Origin of the sequence: Mobilicoccus sp., from assembly GCF_032060985.1 — a bacterium.
Lineage (GTDB): Bacteria > Actinomycetota > Actinomycetes > Actinomycetales > Dermatophilaceae > Mobilicoccus.
Genome location: NZ_DAMBGD010000004.1, coordinates 217721 through 237547 on the forward strand (window position 1 = coordinate 217721; position 19827 = coordinate 237547).

At 73.2% G+C, this 19827-nt stretch carries 18 protein-coding genes; 12 read left to right on the forward strand and 6 right to left on the reverse strand.

What is annotated here, in order from left to right; translation table 11 throughout:
• Nucleotides 1–74: 74 nt before the first annotated feature.
• The 9 genes from RT054_RS05380 to RT054_RS05420 all read left to right on the forward strand — a co-directional run bounded on the left by RT054_RS05380 (nt 75) and on the right by RT054_RS05420 (nt 11846).
• Nucleotides 75–2351, forward strand: a complete 2277-nt coding sequence (locus RT054_RS05380) for a carbon starvation CstA family protein (protein ID WP_313022466.1) — start codon at nt 75–77, stop codon at nt 2349–2351.
• Entirely contained in the window at nt 2351–2572 is a 222-nt protein-coding gene (locus RT054_RS05385) for a YbdD/YjiX family protein (protein WP_313022467.1), read from the forward strand. Before RT054_RS05380 ends, RT054_RS05385 begins: the two co-directional genes overlap by 1 nt.
• 143 nt (nt 2573–2715) lie before the next feature.
• Nucleotides 2716–3981 carry an MFS transporter gene (locus tag RT054_RS05390; protein WP_313022469.1) on the forward strand — a complete coding sequence of 422 codons (1266 nt, stop codon included), beginning with the start codon at nt 2716–2718 and terminating at the stop codon, nt 3979–3981.
• A 163-nt stretch (nt 3982–4144) separates the two neighbouring features.
• Nucleotides 4145–5230, forward strand: a complete 1086-nt coding sequence (locus RT054_RS05395; protein ID WP_313022471.1) for a glycosyltransferase family 1 protein — start codon at nt 4145–4147, stop codon at nt 5228–5230.
• On the forward strand, nt 5227–7161 hold the full coding sequence (locus tag RT054_RS05400) for a galactosyltransferase-related protein (protein ID WP_313022472.1): 1935 nt from the start codon (nt 5227–5229) through the stop codon (nt 7159–7161). The genes RT054_RS05395 and RT054_RS05400 overlap by 4 nt, the downstream gene beginning before the upstream one ends.
• A complete protein-coding gene (locus tag RT054_RS05405) occupies nt 7158–8321 on the forward strand; it encodes a hypothetical protein (protein ID WP_313022473.1) in 1164 nt (387 codons plus the stop codon). The genes RT054_RS05400 and RT054_RS05405 overlap by 4 nt, the downstream gene beginning before the upstream one ends.
• Nucleotides 8318–9760, forward strand: coding sequence for a galactosyltransferase-related protein (locus tag RT054_RS05410; protein WP_313022474.1), 1443 nt, complete (start codon nt 8318–8320; stop codon nt 9758–9760). The genes RT054_RS05405 and RT054_RS05410 overlap by 4 nt, the downstream gene beginning before the upstream one ends.
• Nucleotides 9757–10737: an FkbM family methyltransferase gene (locus RT054_RS05415; RefSeq protein ID WP_313022475.1), complete on the forward strand. Its 981-nt coding sequence runs from the start codon at nt 9757–9759 to the stop codon at nt 10735–10737. The genes RT054_RS05410 and RT054_RS05415 overlap by 4 nt, the downstream gene beginning before the upstream one ends.
• Nucleotides 10734–11846 carry a glycosyltransferase gene (locus RT054_RS05420; protein ID WP_312718192.1) on the forward strand — a complete coding sequence of 371 codons (1113 nt, stop codon included), beginning with the start codon at nt 10734–10736 and terminating at the stop codon, nt 11844–11846. The genes RT054_RS05415 and RT054_RS05420 overlap by 4 nt, the downstream gene beginning before the upstream one ends.
• A 10-nt stretch (nt 11847–11856) precedes the next feature.
• On the opposite strand, the gene dapB is transcribed toward RT054_RS05420, so the two are convergent.
• The gene (gene dapB / locus RT054_RS05425) at nt 11857–12600 is read right to left on the reverse strand and encodes a 4-hydroxy-tetrahydrodipicolinate reductase (protein WP_312718194.1); all 744 of its coding nucleotides are present in this window, start codon (nt 12598–12600) and stop codon (nt 11857–11859) included.
• A gap of 294 nt (nt 12601–12894) precedes the next feature.
• Here dapB and RT054_RS05430 point away from each other — a divergent pair, with 294 nt between their 5' ends.
• Both RT054_RS05430 and RT054_RS05435 read left to right on the forward strand, forming a co-directional pair.
• On the forward strand, nt 12895–13257 hold the full coding sequence (locus tag RT054_RS05430; protein ID WP_312718195.1) for a hypothetical protein: 363 nt from the start codon (nt 12895–12897) through the stop codon (nt 13255–13257).
• Nucleotides 13258–13501: 244 nt separating this feature from the next.
• Entirely contained in the window at nt 13502–15076 is a 1575-nt protein-coding gene (locus RT054_RS05435) for an amidohydrolase family protein (RefSeq protein ID WP_313022476.1), read from the forward strand.
• 27 nt (nt 15077–15103) lie between these two features.
• Here RT054_RS05435 and paaE read toward each other — a convergent pair whose 3' ends face one another.
• From paaE to paaA, 5 genes are read right to left on the reverse strand one after another with little or no spacing between them, the layout of a single operon-like run.
• A complete protein-coding gene (gene paaE / locus RT054_RS05440) occupies nt 15104–16264 on the reverse strand; it encodes a 1,2-phenylacetyl-CoA epoxidase subunit PaaE (RefSeq protein WP_312718199.1) in 1161 nt (386 codons plus the stop codon).
• Nucleotides 16264–16785 carry a 1,2-phenylacetyl-CoA epoxidase subunit PaaD gene (gene paaD, locus RT054_RS05445; protein ID WP_313022477.1) on the reverse strand — a complete coding sequence of 174 codons (522 nt, stop codon included), beginning with the start codon at nt 16783–16785 and terminating at the stop codon, nt 16264–16266. Before paaD ends, paaE begins: the two co-directional genes overlap by 1 nt.
• Entirely contained in the window at nt 16785–17612 is an 828-nt protein-coding gene (paaC, locus tag RT054_RS05450) for a 1,2-phenylacetyl-CoA epoxidase subunit PaaC (RefSeq protein ID WP_313022478.1), read from the reverse strand. The genes paaD and paaC overlap by 1 nt, the downstream gene beginning before the upstream one ends.
• Nucleotides 17609–17953, reverse strand: coding sequence for a 1,2-phenylacetyl-CoA epoxidase subunit PaaB (gene paaB / locus RT054_RS05455; protein ID WP_313022480.1), 345 nt, complete (start codon nt 17951–17953; stop codon nt 17609–17611). Before paaB ends, paaC begins: the two co-directional genes overlap by 4 nt.
• Nucleotides 17954–17982: 29 nt before the next feature.
• Nucleotides 17983–19011: a 1,2-phenylacetyl-CoA epoxidase subunit PaaA gene (paaA, locus tag RT054_RS05460; RefSeq protein ID WP_313022482.1), complete on the reverse strand. Its 1029-nt coding sequence runs from the start codon at nt 19009–19011 to the stop codon at nt 17983–17985.
• Nucleotides 19012–19203: 192 nt separating this feature from the next.
• On the opposite strand from paaA, the gene RT054_RS05465 reads away from it, so the two are divergent.
• Nucleotides 19204–19818: a TetR/AcrR family transcriptional regulator gene (locus tag RT054_RS05465; protein WP_313022483.1), complete on the forward strand. Its 615-nt coding sequence runs from the start codon at nt 19204–19206 to the stop codon at nt 19816–19818.
• Nucleotides 19819–19827: the final 9 nt, after the last annotated feature.

Sequence of the window (19827 nt, forward strand, 5' to 3'; positions counted from 1 at the left end):
CCCCACGGGCCCTTATCGTTCGCCACATCGGACCCATCACCCGTCAGGAGCCGCCATGTCCGTCAGGAGCCGCCATGTCCACTGAGGTAGTCGACGGAGCAACGACGCTCCGTACCGATCCGAACCGGCCACCCGTGGCGGTGATCGAGTCGCCGGCAATCTCCGGTAAGGAGAAGGCCGTCTTCGCGGTCATCGCCGTGATCGCCGCGATCGGCTTCGGTGTCGTCGGCCTGTCTCGCGGTGAGCACGTCAACTCGATGTGGATCGTGCTCGCGGCGGTGGGCACCTATCTCATCGCGTACCGGTTCTACGCCCGCCTCATCGAGCTGAAGATCCACAAGCCCGACGACACGCGGATGACGCCCGCGGAGGAGTTCGACAACGGCAAGGACTTCATGCCGACCGACCGCCGGGTGCTCTACGGGCACCACTTCGCGGCGATCTCCGGCGCGGGGCCGCTCGTCGGGCCCGTCCTCGCCTCCCAGATGGGCTACCTGCCCGGCACGCTGTGGATCGTCTTCGGTGTCGTCCTCGCGGGCGCGGTCCAGGACTTCATGGTCCTCAACCTCTCGATCCGCCGCCGCGGCCGCACCCTCGGCCAGATGGCGCGTGACGAACTCGGCCCGATCGGCGGATGGGCGGCGATCCTCGGCGTCCTCACGATCATGGTCATCCTCATCGCCGTCCTCGGCGTCGTGATGATCGGCGCGCTCGCCGAGAGCGCCTGGGCCGTGTGGGCCGTGGCGATGACGATCCCGATCGCCGTCTTCATGGGCTTCTACCTGCGCTACCTGCGCCCGGGCCGGGTCTCGGAGGTGTCGCTCATCGGCGTCGCGTTGCTGCTCGCCGCGATCGTCAGCGGCCGGTACGTCTCGCAGAGCGACTGGGCCCACTACTTCGTCCTCGACAAGCCGACCCTCGCGATCTGCCTCGCCGTGTACGGCTTCGTCGCCGCCGTGTTGCCGGTGTGGATGCTGCTCGCGCCTCGTGACTACCTGTCGACGTTCATGAAGGTCGGCACGATCGTCATGCTCGCGCTCGCGATCCTCGTCGTGCGGCCCGACCTGCAGATGCCCGCGGTCACGCACTTCGCCCACGACGGCACCGGGCCGGCGTTCGCCGGCAGCCTGTTCCCGTTCCTCTTCATCACGATCGCGTGCGGCGCCATCTCCGGCTTCCACGCGCTCATCGCCTCCGGCACGACCCCCAAGCTCATCGAGAAGCCGTCGCAGGCCCGCATGATCGGCTACGGCGGCATGCTCACCGAGAGCTTCGTCGCGATCATGGCCCTCGTCGCCGCCTGCATCATCGACCAGCACGTCTACTTCGCGATGAACGCCCCTCCCGGCCTCACCGGCGGAACCCCCGAGAGCGCGGCCGCGTACACCAACGGCCTCAACCTCGTCTCCGGCTCCGGCGCTCCGTTGCCGGACGTCGACCCGTCGTTGTACTCCCAGGCCGCGGCCGACGTCGGCGAGAAGTCGATCGTCTCCCGCACGGGAGGCGCCCCCACGCTCGCCTTCGGCATGTCCGAGGTCATGCACCGCACGCCGCTGCTCAACCTGCTCGGCGACAAGGCGTTCTGGTACCACTTCGCGATCCTCTTCGAGGCACTGTTCATCCTCACGACGATCGACGCCGGCACCCGTGTCGCGCGCTTCATGTTCTCCGACGCCATCGGCAACGTCCGCGGCCTCGGCGCCTTCAAGGACCCGAGCTGGCGTCCCGGCGCGTGGATCTCGACCTCCGTCATGGTCCTCGCGTGGGGGTCGATCCTCTACATGGGCGTCACCGACCCGCTCGGCGGCATCAACATGCTGTTCCCGCTGTTCGGCATTGCCAACCAGTTGCTCGCGGCCATCGCCCTGTCGGTCGTCTTCGCCGTCACCGTCAAGCGCGTCGGCCTGCGGTGGGCGTGGATCCCGGGTCTGCCCATGGCGTTCGTCCTCATCGTGACGATGACCGCCTCCTGGCAGAAGATCTTCAGCAGCAACCCCAAGATCGGCTACTGGACCATCCACAACCAGGCGCGCGATGCGCTCGCGGCGGGCAAGCAGACCTTCCAGACGGCCAAGACGCCGGCGGAGATCGAGGCCGTCGTCCGCAACACCGCCGTGCAGGGCACGCTCTCGATCGTCTACGCCGTGCTCGTGCTCATCGTCTTCGTCTCGGCGATGGTCGTCGTCACCCGCGCCATGCGCGGGGTCGGCAACCCCGTCACCGAGCACGAGGCGCCGCCGTCGCGGATCTTCGCCCCGAGCGGGTTCATCGCCACCCCGCTCGAGAAGCAGGTCCTGCGGGAGTGGAAGGAGGCCGGCCTCGATCCGGCCCCCGTCGACGGGCACCACTGATGTCGGCCCGAACCGGCGGCGCGGGGCTTCTCGCCCGCGCACAGGAGGGAGCACGCACGGTGCGGTGGTTCGTCCGCGGCGTCACGCGGGAGGACCGGTACGACCGCTACGTCGACCACCTCCGCCGGACGCACCCGGACGAGCCGATCCCCACCGAGCGGGACTTCTGGCGCGAGCACTACGTCGAGATGGGACGCAATCCCGGCACCCGCTGCTGCTGACCTGTCGAACCGCTCACCTCGCGACCCGCCACTCGCGACCGACCGGGGCCGACCCACCACCCGTGGGTCGGCCCCGGTGTCTCGACGCCCACCACTGCCGAGGGCGCCGCGGCTGGCCCGGGAACGATGGCACCATGGCGGGCGTGTCCACCCCCACCTCGACGGCCGAGATCCAGCGCCGTGTCCGGATCGCGCTGTCCTGCGCCCAGGTGTTCTCCTCCCTGGGCAACGGCTCGACGCTCGCCCTCGGATCGATCCTCGCGGTCGAGCTCTCGGGGAACGAGGCACTCGCGGGCACCGCGACGACGGCCCTCGGTCTCGGGGCTGCGCTCTCGGCGGTCCCACTCGCACGACTCGCCGCCCTGCGCGGACGACGGGTGGCCCTCGGCACCGGTCTGCTCGTCGCCATCGTCGGGACGTTCGCGATGGTCGGCGCCGTGGTGTTCTCCTCGTTCCCGCTCGTGGCCCTCGGCTCACTCCTCGTCGGGGTCGCGACCGCCGTCAACCTCCAGGCCCGGTTCGCCGTCACCGATCTCGCCGAGCCGCACCAGCGCGGCCGTGACCTGTCGCTCGTCGTCTGGGCGATCACCGTCGGCGCCGTCCTCGGGCCGAACACCGGTGGCCCCGGCGCGGTGCTCGCCGCCGCGATCGGCATGCCCGCCCACGCGGGGGCCTTCCTCATCTCCGCGGCGGGGATGGTGATCGGCGGCGCGATCATCATCGTGTTCCTCCGCCCCGACCCCCTCCTCACCCGGCGCCGGCTCGACGACGCGCCTCCGGTCGCACGGGGGTCCCACTCGTGGGCGGCGGGTGCGCGCATCGTCGCCTCGAACCCCACCTCTCTCGCCGCCGTCGTCGGCATGATCGGCGCACACGCGACGATGGTCGGCGTGATGGCGATGACCCCGCTGCACATCGCGCACCACATGCACGACGCGGGCTCCCCCGACACCTTGCAGGTCGTCGGGCTCACGATCTCGCTGCACATCGCCGGCATGTACGCCCTGTCACCGGTCATGGGCGTCCTCACCGACCGTCTGGGTTCCCGGACCATGACCGTGGTCGGACTCGTCGGCACCCTCGTCGCCGCACTCCTCGCGGGCCTCGGTGCCGTGCATCTGCCGCTCGTGACGGTCGCGCTCGTCCTCCTCGGGCTGGGCTGGTCGGCGGCCACCGTGGCGGGCGCGACGATGCTCACGGCCTCGCTGCCGCCCTCCCGACGCGTCGAGGCGCAGGGCTTCACCGACGCGCTCGTCTCCCTCGTGGGGGCCATGGCCGCAGCCTCCGCGGGCCTCGTCATGGGGGGCATCGACTACCTCGGCGTCGGCCTCGCCTACGGCGGCGTCACCCTCCTCGCCCTCCTCGGACTCCTCACCCTGGCGCGCCGCGACCGGATCCGTCCTCTCTGAACGAGGGTCACCCGTCTGCGCCCTCCAGGCGGACGGGGGCTGCGTCGCTCCGGTGGCGAAGGGGGCCCCGGGGGGTTAGGTTGAGCCCCGATCCGGCTCCAGACCCTGGGCGTGGACGTGTTCCGCCCACCTCGCATGGGCATGAGGACGGAGGTCAGAGGCGGTGCACGCCGACAGAGCGGGCGCCCCCCGCGTACAACACGTCCCCGCGCAGCACGGCTACGCCCGCTCGGTCGCTCCGCAGGGCCACGTGCATCCGGATCCACCCGTCCCGGGCGCCCCGACCGGGCAGTGGTGGCCCCACCCCGCCCTCGAACCCGCCTGGATCGCGAGCGCGGACGTCGACGTCGTCCACCTCCACTTCGGTTTCGAACACCGCAGCGCCGCGCAGATGCGCGCCTGGGTGGAGGCCCTGCGCGCCCACGGGATCGGCCTCGTCGTCACCGTCCACGACCTGATCAACCCCCACCTCGGCCCGGACGACGGCTACGACGACCTCCTCTCGGTCCTCGTCCCCGCCGCGGACGCCGTCACGACCCTCACCCCCGGCGCGGCCCGCGAGATCGCCCGACGGTGGGGCCGGGAGGCCGTCGTCCACCCCCACCCACACGTCGTCGACGACGCGTGGCTGGAGGCGCCCCGTCCCGTCCACGACACCTGGATCGTCGGAGTCCACGCGAAGTCGCTCCGGGCCTCCTTCGACGTCCCCGCCCTCGCCCGGGCGCAGCAGGCCGTGGCCGGGCTCGCGCGTGCCGGCGGGGCGGTCTCCCTCCGGCTGCACGTCCACGAGGACGTCCTGTGCCGCTCCCACCCGCGCCACGACCCGCGCCTGCGGGTCATCCTCAACTCCCCCGAGGTCGACGCGCGGGTCCACCCGCCCCTCACCGACGACGCCCTCTGGGCCGACCTGCTCGACGTCGACCTCGCGCTGCTCCCCTACCGGTTCGGGACGCACTCGGGTTGGCTGGAGATGGCCCACGACCTCGGCGCCGACACCCTCGTCTCGCGCGTGGGGTACGCCTACCAGCAGCGCGGCACCCGCACGTACGAGCCGAGCTCCGCCTCGTCCGTGATGACCGAGATCGTTCGCGCCCACCGCGACCACGCCACGGACCCGGGCACGCGGCCCCGCCGCCTCGATGCGAGGACCCGCCGACGGGAACGCGAGGACGTCCGGGCGCTCCATGCCCGCCTGCACGCGGAGGTCCGTGCGCGGGCCCGTCGTGACGCGTGGGGAGGACGACGGTGACGATCGGTTTCTACGTGCATCACCATGGCGCCGGTCACCTCACCCGTGCCCTCGCCATCGCCGTCGAGTGCGGTCCGGACGTCGTCGGGTTCTCCACCCTGCCGCGTCCCGACGGGTGGCCCGGTCGCTGGATCGACCTGCCCGACGACGCGGTCACGGCCGGCCCCGGTTCCGACCCGACCGCGGGCGGGGTCCTCCACTGGGCGCCGACCGGGCCGCACCCCTACGCCACGCGGATGGCCTTGCTCGCCGGGAGCCTGCGAAGCGAGGGTGTCGAGCTGCTGTACGTCGACGTGTCGGTGGAGGTGACGCTCCTCGCGCGTCTGCTCGGGTTGCCGGTCGTCGTCGCCGCGATGCGTGGCGACCGCACCGACCTGCCCCACCGTCTCGCGCACGACGTCGCCGTCGGTCTCCTCGCCCCCTGGCCCGCGCATCTGCCCGAACCGGACCTGCGTCCCGAGGTCGCCGCGAGGACCGTGCACGTCGGCGGCATCTCCCGATTCGACGGGCGCCTGCTCGCCCCGGAGACCACGGGGTCCTCCGTCGACGGCGGGACCGGCGGGGAGGGGCCGGGGCGCCGGGTCTTCGTCCTGTGGGGACGGGGTGGCGGTGACGTCCCTGCCGCGGACTGGGACGCCGTCGCGGCCACGACGCCGGGATGGACGTGGATCCTGGGCGCCGAGCCCGACCGCGTGTGGATGGAGCTGCGCGCCGCGGACGTCGTCGTGTGTCACGCCGGCCAGAACGCCGTCGCCGAGGTCGCGGCCGCGCGGCGCCCCGCCGTCGTCGTCGCCCTGGACCGTCCGCACGGGGAGCAGGTCGCGACTCTCGCCGCACTGCGTGCCGGTGACCTCGCCGAGACGGTCGATGCCGCCGAGGCCGCCGACGGACCACGGTCGCTCGACTGGCCCTCGCTGCTCGATCGCGCCGCGGCCCGCGACGGGCGCCGGTGGGCACGCTGGTCGGACGGGCACGGTGCCCGCCGCGCCGCCGCCATGCTCGAGGTCGCCGCACGCGGACGCCGCCTCGCCGCCGGGACCGCCGTCGTCACCCTCGTCCACGGGCGCGCGGAACACCTGCGCGGCCTCGTCGCGGGCCTCGCCGCCGGAACCCATGTGCCGCAGGAGTTCGTCGTCGTCGCGATGGCCGACCCCGACGCCCACCGCGTTCTCGACGATGCCTGCGCCGGAACGGGACTGCGCCCGAGGATCGTCGAGATCGACGCCGAGCCCCTCGGGCTCCCCCTCGCCCGCGCCCGCAACCTCGGCGCGGCCACCGCCGCCGGACTCGGCTGCGACACCCTCGTGTTCCTCGACGTCGACTGCATCCCGGGCCCCGACCTCGTCGCGACGTACACCGAGGCGGTGCGCTCCCGTGCCGACGAGGTGAGCCCCGTCGTGTGGTCCGGCCCGGTGTCCTACCTGCCGCCCGCGGAGCCCGCGCCCGCGAACGAGGCCCGCGACGCCACCCGCGCCGGTCGGTACGACCTCACGCGTATCGCCACGTCCGCCGACCCGCATCCCGCCCGCCCGGCGCCGGCACCCGGTGAGGTGCTGCGCGCCGAGGACCTGCGGCTGTTCTGGTCGTTGTCGTTCGCGCTCACCCCCGCCCACTACGCGGCCCTCGGCGGATTCTGCGAGGACTACGTCGGCTACGGCGGCGAGGACACCGACGTCGCGATGCGCCTCGCCGAGCTCGGCGGCACCCTCTGGTGGCTCGGCGGTGCGGACGCCTATCACCAACACCACCCGACGCAGCGGCCTCCGGTGCAGCACCTCGACGACATCGTCCGCAACGCCAACCTCTTCGCCCGGCGGTGGGGTCGGCACCCGATGGAGGGGTGGCTCGAGGAGTTCGCCGCGCGAGGCCTCGCCCACCGCGACGGCCCCGAGTGGGTCGTGAGCGCTCCTGTCGCGGAGGAGAGTTCGTGACGACGTCCCGCGGGTCGGCACCCCTGGTCGTCCATCTCGTGCCCGGCCCCACCCGCCACGGCGTGACCCGCCACGCCGTCGACCTCCTCGCGCGTCCGGCGGCGGCCGGGCATGTCGTGCGCCGGGTCCTGCCCACGCGCCTCGGCGACGACCCCACCGGCCGGGCCACCCTCGCCCTCCTCGAACGCGCGGTCGTGGTCCCGGCCGAGAGTGGCGACGAACGCCGGCGAGGGCGCACCCACGTGCACGTTCACCTCACCGATCACCTCCTCGGCGCCACCGCGGGGGCCTGCGCGACCGTGGTCACGCGGTTCGCCGCGCGACACCCCCTCACCCTCACGCTCCACGACCTGCCACAACCGGCCGACGGCCCCGGCCGATTCGAACGGCGGCGGGCCGCGTACGCGCGGATGGCGTCGGCCTCACGCGGGGTCGTCGTCGCCAGTGAGCACGAGCGGACGCTCCTGCTCACCGCCCTCGCGGCCGAAGGCCTCACCCCGCCGCCGACGCACGTCGTCCCCCTCCCCCTCGAGCCCCTCGACCCGCACGGGCGGGACGCTCCCGGCCTGCCGCCCGTGCCGGACCGACCGGAGGGTCCGATCGGGCCGCGCTCCCTCGTCGTGTTCGGGTACGTCTACCCCGGTAAGGGGCACCGCGACGCCCTCGAGGCGCTCGCCGACCTCGGGCCCGGCTTCGAGGACGTCGGCCTCACCGCGCTCGGGGAGGTCTCCCCCGGTCACGAGGACGAGGTCGCAGACCTGCGTTCCCGCGCCGAGGATCTCGGTCGCCCGGTCGTCCTCACCGGACACGTCCCCGACGACGGACTGGTGGAGGCCCTGCGCCGCGCCCGGGTGCCCGTCGCGCCGCACCGGCACGTCTCGGCCTCGGGCTCGATCTCCTCGTGGCTGTCCGCAAGGAGGCGTCCCCTCGTCCCCGCGGGCGCGTACGTCGACGAGCTCGACGCGCGCTGCCCGGGCGCCCTGGTGCGCTACGGGCCCGGCACGGGGTACCCCGACCTCGCCGCCGCCGCCCGCGCGGCCCTCGCCGACCCGAGCCTCACCTGGCTCGCCCCCGGCACCCGGCTCGCCCCCGACGGCGACGAGGCCGCGGCGCGGCTCGTCCGCATCGTCGACGGCTGGAGCGCGGAGGCCGCGTCATGACACACCACGAGGGGATCGGCCGCGACGGCGTCATCGGGGTGGTCGTCGTCCACTACGAGGACCCCGTGGGCCTGGGGCGGGTGCTCGACGCACTCGGCACGTCGGGCACCCCCCTCGCCGCCGGAACCACCGGCAGGGTCGGCCGAGGTGGCACGCACACCCCTGTGCGCGTCGTCGTCGCCGACGACGGTTCGACCACCCCGCCGGACCTGTCGGATCGACCCGGGGTCGAGCTCGTCGCCCAGGAGGACGAGGGGTTCCGAGCCGCGGCCGCGCGCAACCTCGGGGCCCGCCATCTGCTCGCCCGTGCGGCCGACGCCGGTGACCACGTGCGCGCCCTGCTGTTCCTCGACGGCGACACGATGCCGACCCCGGGCTACGTCGAGGCGCTCGCGGATGCCGTCGCCGCGCTCGCGTCCACCGCCCCGCACGGCCGCGCCCTCGCCGTCGGACGGCGGCGGTACGCCGAGCTCGACGGGCTCGACGACGCCGGCGTCACCGCCTTCATCCACGACCCCGACCCCGCGCGTCTCCTCCCCGACCCGGCCTGGCTGGAGGAGGGCTACGCGGCCACGGCGAACCTGCGCGCCGCCGATGAGCGCAGCTACCGATTCGTCATCAGCGCCGTCCTCGCGCTCTCCCCCGCCCTGTTCGAGGCCGTCGACGGCTTCGACCCCACGTTCGTCGGCTACGGCGGCGAGGACTGGGACCTGGCCTGGCGCGCCTGGCTCGCGGGCGCAGACCTCGTCCACGTCCCCGAGGCCCTCGCCTGGCACGACGGCCCCGACGCCGCCGGTCGCGACGACCGGGCCGACCGGGAAGACGACGGCCCCCATCAGCGGACGCCACCGGCCGCGGCTCGTCGGCTCGCCGAGACCCGCCGCGTCGCCGCCTCGATCACGGAGCCCGGTGCGCGCGACCCGGGTCTGATCTGGGAGCACCCCGACGTCGTGGTGACGGTCGACGACCGAGGTCTGCGCGCGGTCGACGTCCTGCTCACCTGCGCCGACCTCGTCCGCGGCACCGACGCCCGCGTGTGGCTCACCGACGGTGCGATCCTCCGCGACGGGCTGTGGCCGGAATCCGACCCGCGGGTGTGCCTCGGCCCCGTCCCCGCGTCCGCGCTCGGGCGCGCCCGATTCCGGGCGTACGTCGAGGCCCCGATCCGCCTGAGCACCACCGTGGCCGCCCTGTGTGAGAGCGCCACGCCGGGCGAGGCGCTCCACGCACCCGGTCTCCTCGTCGTCCGCACCCGAGACCTCGCCCGCGGGCTCACCCCGGCCCCGCCGACCCCGCACGCGCACGTCCGCGCCGCCCGCCCCGACGCCTCGCTCGAGGCGGAGTGGGGCTGGCGCTCCCCCCGGACCCTGCCGGTGGCACGAGAGGCCACCCCGACCACACCGGCGACCCACCCGCACTCGACGAAGGAGCGCGCATGACGACCCAGCGCACCGACAGGGCCCTCACCGAGCATCTCGGCCCCCGCCTCACGGGTGCGGACCTGTCCCGCCTCGCCACGCTCATCGGCCTCGACCGCCCCGTCGAGGTCGTCGACGTCGGCGCGAGCCCGCTCGTCGGGGAGCCGCCCGCCTACGCCGACCTCCTCGCCGCCGGTCTCGCGACGGTCACCGGGTTCGAGCCCGATGCGGCGGCGTTCGCCGAGCTCCAGGCCCGCGCCGGGGAGCTCTCCCGGTACCTTCCGCACGCCGTCGGCGACGGTGGCCGCCACACCCTGCGCCGGTGCGCGGCCGGTGGCTTCTCCTCCCTCCTCGAACCCGACGCCGCCCAGCTCGCCGTCCTCACCGACTTCCCCCGACTCGCCGAGGTGGTCGGCCGGGACGAGGTCGACACCGTGCGCCTCGACGACACCGAGGTCGCGCGCGCCGATCTGCTCGCGCTCGACGTGCAGGGCAGTGAGCCCGCGATCCTCGACGGCGCGTCCCGTGTGCTTCGGACGTGCGTCGCGGTGCAGGTCGAGGTCGGGTTCCACCGCCTCTACGAGGACGGACCCACCCTCGCCGACGTCGACACCCGCCTGCGGGCGGCCGGTTTCGTCCCGCACACGTTCGTCACGACACGCACGTGGCCACTCGCCCCGGTGATCTGGGAGGACCCCCTCGAGGCGCATGCCCGCCACCTCGTCGAGGCCGATCTGCTCTACGTCCGCGATCTCGCCCGCCTCACCGCGCTCCCCGTCGATCTGCTGCGCGCCGGTGCCGTCCTCGCCTGCGGCGCCTACGGGGCGATGGGCCTCGGGCTCGTGTGCGTGCGGGAACTCGTCCGTCGCGGGGCGCTCGGACGGGACGCCGAGACCCGCCTCCGTGATCTCCTCACCACCGCCCTCGGCCTCGAGGACCCGCCCCACCCGGCCCGCACCGACCACCCGGACACCGACTCGAGCGGAGGACGCCGGTGAGACTGACCGTCATCGGGCCGAACTGGAATCCCCTGGAGGAGCCGTACGCCGGCGGCATGGAGTCCGTCGTCGCCGCGCTGGTCTCCGGTCTGCGACGGCGTGGCCACCTCGTCCGCCTCTACGCGCACGAGGCCACGCCGCGCGACCTCGCCGACGAACTCGTCGCCTACCCGGGCCCGCCCGCACTCAGCGACACCGCCCTGCTCGACCCCCACCTGCCGGAACCGAAGTTCCTCACCGACCACCACGTCTTCACCGCCGCGGTCACCGACATCCTGCGCCGGGGGGACGTCGACCTCGTCCTCAACCACAGCCTCCACCACCTGCCGCTCGCGTTCAGCCCGCTCATCCCCGCGCCGGTCCTCACGACCCTGCACACCCCGGCGCTGCCGTGGATGGAGCACGGCGCCTCCCTCGCCGCGCCGGAGTCGCGCTACGTCGCCGTGAGCACGGCGATGGCGCGGCTGTGGACGACGCTGCCCGAGGTCGACGTCATCCCCAACGGGGTCGACGAGTCACTGTTCCGCGCCGGGCCGGGCGGGCCGGACCTCGTGTGGGTCGGCCGGATCACCCCCGAGAAGGGTCTGCCGATCGCGATCCGCGCGGCCCGTCTCTCGGGGCGCAACCTGTCGATCGTCGGTCCGGTGAGCGACGCCGTGCACTACCGCGAGGACGTCGAACCGCTGCTCGGGGACGGCATCCGTTACCTCGGGCATCTGTCCCACCCGCAGATCCGTGAGGTCCTCGCCCACAGCGGCGTCTGCCTCGTCACGCCCCGCTGGGACGAGCCGTTCGGCATGGTCGCCGCCGAGGCGATGATGTGCGCGACGCCCGTCGTCGCCTTGGCCCGGGGCGGACTGCCGGAGGTCGTCGGAGCGCTCGGCGGCCTCACGGTGCCCGACCCCGGCCCGACCGGGGACGCCGGCGCCGCGCTCGCCGCGGTCGTCGACGCGGCCTTGGCCCTCGACCGTCGCACCGTGCGCGCCGACGCCGTCGCGCGCCTGTCGTTCACGGCGATGCTCGACGCCTACGAGGACCTGTTCCACGAGATGCGGCCGGTCTACCGTCGCGGCCGGCACCGCATCGGCGGACGCGCCTTCGTCCTGTGAACGCCCTGCGTCACAGGTCCAGGTAGTTCTCCAGGCCGACGGTGAGACCGGGGCGACCGCCCACCTCGCGGATGCCGGTGAGCACGCCGGGCATGAAGCTCACCCGGTCGTAGGAGTCGTGGCGGATCGTGAGGCTCTCCCCCTCGGCACCGAACAGCACCTCCTGGTGGGCGACGAGGCCACGCAGGCGCACGGCGTGGGTGTGGATCCCCTCGACCTGCGCGCCGCGGGCACCGTCGGGGTCGTGTTCGGTCGCGTCGGGCACGGCACCGAGCCCCGCCTCGCTGCGGGCCGCCGCGATGAGCCGGGCGGTGTTCGCGGCCGTCCCCGACGGGGCGTCGACCTTGCGCGGATGGTGCAGCTCGACGATCTCGACCGACTCGTAGAAGCGGGCCGCCTCCTGGGCGAAGCGCATCATCAGCACCGCCCCGAGGGCGAAGTTGGGGGCGATGAGGACCCCGAGCTCCGGGTGCTGCTCGAGGTCGCGCGCGACGACGTCGAGGCGTTCCTGAGTCCAGCCCGTCGCGCCGACGACGGCATGCACGCCGTGGGCGAGGCAGTGGGCGACGTTGCCGGGCGAGGCCTCCGGCACGGTGAAGTCCACGGCGACCTGCGCGCCGCCGAGGTCGCCGAGCTCGTCGCCCACGTCGATGCGGGCGACGAGATCCATGTCGTCGGCCCCCTCGACGGCCTCGCAGACGGTGCTGCCCATGCGCCCCGCCGCCCCGATGACTGCCACCCGAATCTTCGTCATGTCACGCACTCCTCGCTCTGCGCCCCCGGTGGGGCGCCGTCGCCGACCGGATCCGTGCCGATCCTCGCAGGTTCGTCCCGGCGCCGCCCAACCCCCTCGCGTCACGTCTCTCCCGACACCTCCGCCAGGGCCGTCGGTCCCGCCGGCCGGCCCCGACACACGCGACCCGACCGCCGGTGGTCACGGGACGATGACGATGCACGCAAGTCGGGATGACGATGGACGGAGGGCCCTACTAGGAGGTGGGACGAGCTCTTAGCATGGGATCTTCCCGCACATGCCGAGTTGGTGACCATGTCTGTCGTAACACCCGCCACACTGTCGAATCTCGTCGTCCTCGACCGATTTCGGCGTGATCTGGGTGAGCTCTGGAGCGACGTCGCTCCGCTGTTGCACACCACGGAGGACCCCGCGGACCTCGCCGCGGCCCTCCACGCGCAGGACGCCGCGGCGAACTGCGTCCTCCCCGACCTCGAGGCCCTCCTCGCCGGCTGGGCCCACTACGACAGCACCCGTCGTGCCATCCTCACCGGCGCCGTCACCTACGTCACCGAGGGCCTGCCCGGCGGCGACGACCGGCGGCCGGAGGACGGGGCCCAGGGGTACGACGAGGTCGTCGTCGGCGCCGCCGTCCGCGCCATCCTGCGCACCTGCTGACCGGTCGCGTTCCTCCCGGGGGCACCGCCGCCCGCCGCGGCGGGATCCACGGCCTCCCGGCCGGTTGCGGGGCGCCCACCCCACCTGAGGGGCGTTTCGACGTCCCGCGACGTCCCCGATCCGTCACCGGCGCGCTCCGGAGATGTCAGAGTGAGCACTCGGTGGCCGACCGGCCGCCGATCACGCGGGGCGCCGCGACGACCGCACGGCGGCGCGGGCGCGCCCGACCCACGAGGAGGCCCTGGTGTCCGACTGTCTCGTCCGCGAGGTGCGTCTCGTCGAGATCGACGCGACGAATCACGCCCAGCCCACCGGGGAGGCGGACGGACGCGGGGACCGCGCAGGGTCACCGCCGGGGTCCGCGCCGACGGAACCGGTCGACGTGCGCATCACCGGGGGCGTGATCACCGAGATCGGATCACGGCTCACCCGGCGGCACGGCGAGACCGTCCACGAGGGCGGCGGCCGCCTCGCCATCCCGGGGCTCTGGGACTCCCACGTGCACCTCGGGCAGTGGTCGGCCACCTCGACGCGCCTCGACATCTCGGCCGCGCACGACGTCGCCCACGCGACCCGCATCGTCGCCGACGAGGTCGCCGCCCTCCCGGGCCGAGCGGGCGACACGATCTGCGGTTTCGGATACCGCGCGGCCACGTGGTCCGAGCAGCCGACCGTCGCCGCGCTCGACGCGGTGACGGACAGCCTGCCCGTCGTCCTCATCAGCGCGGACTGTCACTCCGCATGGCTCAACACCCCCGCCCTCGACCTGCTGGGCCTGCCCCACCGCCAGGAGCACGTCTACGAGCAGGAGTGGTTCGACGTGTTCCCCGTCCTCGAGGATCGGTTGCCCGGCCTGCGCGAGCGTGCCCTCGCCGGGTACCGCACGGCCGTGGCCGGCGCCGCGGCCCGCGGCGTCACCGGGGTGGTGGACCTCGAGTTCGCCCGGGGCGTGGACCTGTGGCCGGACCGGGTCGCGGTGCAGGGCGTCGACGCCCTGCGCGTCCGGATCGGCACCTACCCCGACGGCCTCGACGACGTGCTCCACGCGGGGCTGCGGACCGGTGATCCCGTCGGCGACAGCGGCCTGCTCACGACGGGGCCGCTGAAGATCATCTCCGACGGGTCCCTCAACACCCGCACCGCGTACTGCTGCGAGCCGTACGCCGACGCGAACGACCTCGACCACGCCTACGGGGTGCAGAACGTCCACCCCGAGGAGCTCGCCTCCCTGCTCGGTGTCGCCCACGACCACGGCCTCGAGGTCGCGCTGCACGCCATCGGCGACGCCGCGGCACGCGACGCCCTCGACGCCTTCGAGGCCACGGGTGCGCGCGGCACGATCGAGCACGCCCAGCTCATGCGTCGGGAGGACGTCGCCCGGCTCGCCCGCCTCGGGATCGCCGCGAGCGTCCAGCCCGCGCATCTCTGGGACGACCGTGACGTCGCCGACCACTGCTGGCCGGACCGCACCGATCGCTGCTTCCCCTTCCGCAGCCTCCGGAACGCCGGTGCGACCCTGCGCCTCGGCTCGGATGCCCCGGTCTCACCGCTGGACCCGTGGCTCGCGATGGCCGCGGCCGTGCACCGCAGCGCGGACGACAGGGAGCCGTGGTCACCCGCGGAATCCCTCACGGTGGCCGAGGCGCTCGCGTGCAGCCTCGACGGTCAGGGGACCCTCGCTCCGGGCGCCCCCGGCGACGTCGTCCTGCTCGAGGCCGACCCGTACGCGGCGAGCGGGAACGCCGCCGAGGCGGCGCACTCCCTGCTGGAGATGCGCGTGGCGGCGACGATCCTCGCTGGGCGTCTCACCCACGGGTGAGGCCCGCGGGTGGCCCACGCGGGCGACTCAGGCGTCGAAGTTGACCGTCACCGCGTCGGTCGTGGGACGGGACTGACAGGTGAGGACGTAGCCCGCGGCGACCTCGTCGGGTTCGAGGGCGTAGTTCTCGGCCATGTCGACCTCGCCCTCGACGATCTGCGCGCGGCACGTGCCGCACACGCCGCCGGCGCAGGCGAAGGGGACGTCACCGCGCACGCGCAGGGCCGCGTTGAGCAGGGTCTCCTTCGCGCTCTTGGGGCTCTCGACCTGCCCCTCGAGACCGTCGAGGCGGAAGGTGATCGAGATGTTCGCCCCCGAGGGGTCGGCGACGACGGCCCGCCCGGCGTTGGCCTCGGGCGCGGCCTTGGGGTCACCGGTCGAGAACAGCTCGTAGCGGACCTTGTCGTCGGAGATCCCGATCGAGGACAGTTCGTCGCGGATGAGCTGGACGAGTTCGTACGGCCCGCAGAGGAACCACTCGTCGACGACCTCGGGGCGGATCATCGTGCCGAACATCGAGCGGAGCTTCTCGGCGTCGATGCGTCCCGAGTGCGTCGGCGAGAGCCGCTGCTCGCGGGAGAGCACGTGGTGGACGGCGAGGCGCGTGGGGAACCGGTCCTTGAGGTCGGCGAGGTCCTCGACGAACATCACGTCCATCGCCGCGCGGTTGGCGTAGACGAGGTTCATGTAGGCGTTCGGGTTGGCCTCGAGCAGGGAGCGGACGATCGAGATGATCGGGGTGATGCCCGACCCGGCCGCGAACGCGACGTAGCGCGACAGGCCGGTCGACTCCTCGGCGATGGCCTCGGGGTCGTTGAGCGCGGTCATGCCGTGCGGGCCGTGCTTGGAGGTGAACGCGCCCGTGGGGCTCATGACGTCGATGTCGTCGCCGGGGCGCAGGTTGTCGTTGGCCCAGTTGGAGAACAGGCCGCCGAGGTCGCGCTTGATGCCGATCTTGAGCTCGCCGCGGGTGGGCGGGGCGCAGATCGAGTAGCTGCGCCGCACCTCCTTGCCCTCGAGTTCCTTGCGCAGGGCGACGTATTGGCCACTCACGTAGCCGTAGTCGTCGGCCAGTTCCTCGGGGACCGCGAGGGTGACCTCGACGGCGTTGTCGGTGAGAGGCCGCACCGCCGACACCGTGAGGGTGTGGAACTGGGCGCGGCGGCGAGGGGTGGTCGTGAGCGGCATCAGAGCACCTTGAAGTAGTCGAAGGGTTCGAGGCAGGAACGGCACTGGTAGTGCGCCTTGCAGGCCGTGGACCCGAAGCGGGTGACCTCGCGGGTGTCGAGGGAGTGGCAGCGCGGGCACTTCACCGAGAGCGCGAGCCGGGTCCCCCCGAAGCGGGGCGCGTCGGCGGGGCGACGGTGGGCCGGGTCGGGCGGGGCGATGCCGTAGTCGGCGAGCTTGCGGCGGCCCTCCTCGCTCATCCAGTCGGTCGTCCACGCCGGGGAGAGCACGACCCGCACCTGCACGTCGCGGTAGCCGGCCTCCCGCAGCACGTCGGCGACGTCGTCGCGCATGCGTCCCACGGCCGGGCAGCCGGAGTAGGTGGGCGTGATCTCGACGACCGCGCCGTCCGGCGTGGCCGAGGCGGAGCGCAGGATGCCGAGGTCCTCCAGGGTGAGGACGGGCACCTCGGGGTCGGCGACGGTGGCGGCGAGATCCCACACGGCGGCGTCGGCCGCGGAGACGGGCCGCGTGGCGGACATCACCAGGTCGCCCCCGGGAACCGTCGGGCGATGACCTGCATCTCCGCGACGACGAAGCCGAGGTGTTCGCGATGCACGCCGCGACGCCCACCGGTGACGGCGGCAGGGGTCCGGGGCACCTGCAGGCCCGACTCGGTGACCGCGCGCTCCAGCGCGGCCACGACGGGAGCCCGCAGGGTGGAGGGCCGGACGGCGACGTCGGCGGCGGCGAGGCGCTCGGTGAGGTCGTCGTCCTCGAAGAGCTCCTCGACGTAGGCCCACACGAGGTCGAGACCGGCCTGCATCCGCCGGGCGGACTCCTCCGTGCCGAGGCCGAGGCGCATCGTCCACTGCCAGGCGTGGTCGACGTGGTACTCGACCTCCTTGACCGCCTTCGCGGCGATCGCGGCGAGCGTCTCGTCGGCGCTGGACCGGAGCCGCTCGTAGAGGTGGACGGCGTAGAGGCTGTAGACGAGCTGGCGGGCGATCGTCTGCCCGAAGTCGCCGTTGGGCACCTGGACGATGTGCGCGCAGCGGAACTCGTACTCGGTGCGGAAGTAGGCGAGGTCGTCCTCGGTCTTGTCCCAGGCCGTGCCCGCGTAGGTGTAGAGCGAGCGCGCGTGGCCGAGGAGGTCGAGAGCGATGTTGCCGATCGCGATGTCCTCTTCGAGCTCCGGCGCACGGGAGATCCACCAGCCGAGCTGCTGGGAGCAGATGAGCGCGTCGTCGGCGAGCCGGAGGGCGTACTGCGCGACCTCCTCCTCCGCGTGGAGGCCGGCGGCGGCGATGTCCTCGGCGGTGAGGGCCTGACCCGCGCTGACCTGCGTGGCGCTGTCGAACTGGCTCACAGGTGCTTCACTCCCTCGCTGCGCGTGTAGTACGTCGCGTGGCGGTAGTTCTTGCCCTGCGGCGACTCGAAGAAGGCGCCCTTGGCGTCGGGGTCGGAGGTCGTGATCGCGTCGGCGGGCACGACCCACACCGAGACGCCCTCGTTGCGGCGGGTGTAGAGGTCGCGGGCGTTGCGCACGGCCATCGCCGCGTCGGGCGCGTGGATCGAGCCGGCGTGGACGTGCGACAGGCCGCGGGAGGCGCGGACGAAGACCTCCCACAGGGGCCACAGGGGGGCGCTGGATCCGTCGTGGGGCCCCGAGGTGGCGTCGGTGGCGGGGGCGGCGTTCTGGTCGGACATCGTCGTCTTTCCGCTCGGAGGGGTGGGGGTCAGGCGTGCTTGACGGCGGTGTCGGCGTCGTGTTCCCGGCGGGCGTAGGCCGCGGCGGCCTCACGCACCCAGGCGCCGTCCTCGTGCGCCTTGACGCGGTGGGCGAGACGCTGGGCGTTGCACGGACCGTGACCGGCAATGACGGCCTTGAACTCCGTCCAGTCGAGGTCGCCGTAGTCGTAGTGGCCGCGCTCCTCGTTCCAGCGCAGCTCGGGGTCGGGCAGGGTGAGCCCGAGGGCCTCGGCCTGCGGCACCATCATGTCGACGAAACGCTGACGCAGTTCGTCGTTGGAGAACCGCTTGATCTTCCAGTTCATCGACTGGGTGCTGTTCGGTGAGTCCGCGTCCGGCGGCCCGAACATCTGCAGCGCGGGGCCGTAGTAGCGGTCGACCGCGTCCTGCGCCATCGCCTTCTGCTCGGGAGTGCCGTGGGAGAGGGCGTAGAGGATCTCCCACCCCTGGCGCTGGTGGAAGGACTCCTCCTTGCACACGCGGACCATTGCTCGGCCGTACGGGCCGTAGGAGCACCGGCACAGCGGCACCTGGTTGCAGATCGCGGCGCCGTCGACGAGCCACCCGATCGCGCCCACGTCGGCCCACGTCTGCGCCGGGTAGTTGAAGATCGAGGAGTACTTCGCCTTGCCGCTCATGAGCTGCTCGTACATCTCCTCGCGCGAGATGCCGAGGGTCTCGGCCGCCGAGTAGAGGTAGAGCCCGTGCCCCGCCTCGTCCTGCACCTTGGCCATGAGGATGGCCTTGCGCTTGAGGGAGGGGGCCCGGGTGATCCAGTTGCCCTCGGGCTGCATGCCGATGATCTCGGAGTGCGCGTGCTGGGAGATCTGCCGCTGCAGCGTCTTACGGTAGGCCGCCGGCATCCAGTCCCGGGGTTCGATGCGCTCGTCGGCCGCGATGAGGGCGTCGAAGTGCGCCTGGGCGTCGGTCTCGACATCGGTGTCGCCGCGCGTCGCGGCGGGGGGCGGGGTGTCGGGCGCGGTGTCGACCGACTTGAGATCGGGCCTGGGGTTCATGCGTCGTCACCTTCGAGCTCGTCGCGGGGGTCGTCGTCGACCCTTCGGCACCCGGCGGCACAATACCGACCGTCGGTTCAGTATATGGGGGGTCGGTGACGCGTCAAGACGACCCCGGGGCTGCGGCCTGCGCCCCCGGTACCGCCCAGAGGGCCGCCCGCACGGGCCCGTCCGGTGTGCCAGACTGCCCGGATGAGCGAGAGAGCTCCGCGTCGCGGCCGCCCCGGACACGACCAGCGCGCCGTGATCTCCGCCGCCGTGGCGGCGTTCGACGAGCACGGGTACGACGCGACGACGATGGGGATGATCGCCGAGCGCCTCGGGGTGTCGAAGTCGGCGCTGTACCACCACATCGACGGCAAGGAGGAGCTGCTCGCCCTCGCCCTGCAGACCGCGTTCGACGCGCTCGACGCGGGTCTGGACAGCGTCGAGAACTCCGAGGAGACCCTCGACGTGCGGTTCGAGCACTTCGTCTCCGAGATGGTGGGGATCCTCGTCGAGTACCGCCCGTTCGTCCGCCTGCTGCTGCGCCTGCGGGGCAACAGCCCCGTCGAGGCCGCCGCGCTCGAACGACGCCGCCACTTCGACGCGCGCATGACCGACGTCGTCGCCCAGGCCCAGCGCGCCGGGCTCGTGCGCGACGACCTCGACCCCTCCGTCGTCGCCCGGCTCGCGTTCGGCGCGATGAACTCGACCGTCGAGTGGTACCGCCCCGACGGGCGCGTCTCCCCCACCGAACTCGCCGACGCGGTGAGCACCCTCGTGTTCCGCGGCATCGGCACCTCCGCCTACATGGCGAGCAGCTGAGGGGCGCAC